General features: G+C 60.8%; 1 protein-coding gene. It reads right to left on the reverse strand.

Translation table 11 applies throughout. The features are described from left to right. Positions 1 to 9: 9 nt before the first annotated feature. Positions 10 to 250, reverse strand: a 241-nt coding sequence (locus AC3XQU_RS24435) for a YegP family protein (protein ID WP_489876702.1), incomplete at its 5' end; no start/stop codon positions are given.

Below are 250 nucleotides of genomic sequence, written 5' to 3' on the forward strand. Positions count from 1 at the left end.
GGCTGCAAGTCAGGCGCTTGCGGGGCAGAGATCATTGATGAGGCCGGTTCCGGCGCATTCACGAACATCATTGATGCCGGCTGCGGCCTCACGCTTATCCGGGTACGGCCCGGAAACGGCGAGGACCGTCCCGTCCGGTGCCACAAGGGTGAACCGGACGTGTGATTCGGCATCCGTGAACAATTCGAATGATCCTGCCATGCGCTTGCTCCTTCCAAACTTCATCGTTCGCGTGCGTGCGGCGGTAGTT

The organism is Telluria sp. AZSoR62, assembly GCF_058111565.1.